The sequence below is a fragment of the Streptomyces milbemycinicus genome (genome assembly GCF_002154605.1).
In the GTDB taxonomy this organism is placed as follows: domain Bacteria; phylum Actinomycetota; class Actinomycetes; order Streptomycetales; family Streptomycetaceae; genus Streptomyces; species Streptomyces milbemycinicus.
Genome location: NZ_MUNE01001209.1, coordinates 1 through 1,874, shown reverse-complemented (window position 1 = coordinate 1,874; position 1,874 = coordinate 1). Strand labels below are relative to the sequence as shown.

Here is a 1,874-nt window from a genome sequence, read left to right as displayed (position 1 = left end):
TCGTAACCCCCCTGCCCGCCGACCGACGATCGGAGTCACGAGCATGTCCCACCCCACGTCCCGCCGTCACGCGCTGAGACTCGCCGCCGGGGCCGCTGCCGCCGCCCCGCTCGCGACCGCCATTCCGCCTGCGCACGCCGCGGCGTCGTCCCGGACCACAGCCGGGCCGTTGCCCGTCCCGGACACCTGGTCGATACGCCCCTTCCCGCTGGACGGGGTGACCCTCGGCGACGGCGTCTTCCGGCGCAAGCGCGATCTGATGCTCGGCTACGCCAGGTCGTACCCGGCCGACCGCATCCTGGCCGTCTTCCGGGCCAACGCCGGGCTCGACACCCGCGGCGCCCGGCCGCCCGGCGGCTGGGAGACCTCCGACGGCAATCTGCGCGGCCACTACGGCGGCCACTTCCTCACCCTCATCGCCCAGGCGTACGCCGACACCAGGGAGGCCGCGCTCAAGACCAAGCTGGACTACCTGGTCGGCGCGCTCGGCGAGTGTCAGAAGGCCCTGGCCGACCACGGCTCGCCGATCCCCAGCCACCCCGGCTATCTGGCGGCGTACCCGGAGACCCAGTTCATCCTGCTGGAGAGCTATACGACGTACCCGACCATCTGGGCGCCGTACTACACCTGCCACAAGATCATGCGCGGTCTGCTCGACGCGCACACCCTGGGCGGGAACCAGCAGGCCCTTCAGATCGCCTCGGGGATGGGCGACTGGGTGCACAGCCGGCTCGGCCATCTGCCGGCGGCCCAGCTGGAGCGCATGTGGTCCATCTACATCGCCGGTGAGTACGGCGGGATGAACGAGGTGCTGGCGGACCTGTACGCCCTCACCGGCCGGGCGGAACACCTCGCCGCCGCCCGCTGCTTCGACAACACCGCGCTGCTGAAGGCGTGCGCCGAGAACCGCGACATCCTGGAGGGCAGACACGCCAACCAGCACATTCCGCAGTTCACCGGCTATCTGCGGCTGTTCGACCACACCGCGAAGCAGGAGTACTCCAGCGCGGCCCGCAACTTCTGGGGCATGGTCACCGGCTCCCGGATGTACAGCCTGGGCGGCACGGGCCAGGGCGAGATGTTCCGCGCCCGTGGCGCCATCGCGGCCACCCTCGACGACAAGAACGCCGAGACCTGCGCGACGTACAACATGCTGAAACTCACCCGGCAGCTGTTCTTCCACCAGCCGGACCCCGCCTATATGGACTACTACGAGCGGGGCCTGACCAACCACATCCTCGCCTCCCGCCGGGACGCCGCCGCCACGGACAGCCCGGAGGTCACCTACTTCGTCGGGATGGGCCCTGGGGTGCGGCGCGAGTTCGACAACACCGGCACCTGCTGCGGCGGCACCGGGATGGAGAACCACACCAAGTACCAGGACTCGGTGTACTTCCGCTCCGCCGACGGCAACGCGCTGTACGTCAACCTCTATCTCGCCTCGACACTGCGGTGGCCGGAGCGGGGCTTCGTGATCGAGCAGTCGAGCGACTTCCCGGCCGAGGGTGTCCGTACCCTGACGTTCCGCGAGGGCAGCGGGCGGCTCGACCTGAGGCTGCGCGTTCCGGCCTGGGCCACGGCGGGCTTCACCGTCACGGTCAACGGGGTCCGGCAGCGGGCCGAGGCGGAGCCCGGCAGCTATCTCTCCCTGAGCAGGGACTGGCGGCCCGGCGACCGGGTACGGATCTCCGCCCCCAACAGCCTGCGCATCGAGCGGGCCCTGGACGATCCCACCGTCCAGTCGGTGTTCTACGGTCCGGTGCTGCTGACCGCCCAGAGCCAGGAGACGCAGTTCCGCGTGTTCTCCTTCTACAAGGACTTCACGCTCCGGGGCGATCTGGCCGATGCGATCAAACCCGGGGGCCGGCCGATGT

1 protein-coding gene is annotated in these 1,874 nt (G+C 70.0%); it reads left to right on the top strand.

The window, feature by feature from the left end; all coding sequences use genetic code 11:
• Positions 1–43 precede the first annotated feature (43 nt).
• On the top strand, positions 44–1,874 hold a 1,831-nt coding region (locus CCN51_RS52145), incomplete at its 3' end, for a glycoside hydrolase family 127 protein (RefSeq protein ID WP_211303360.1).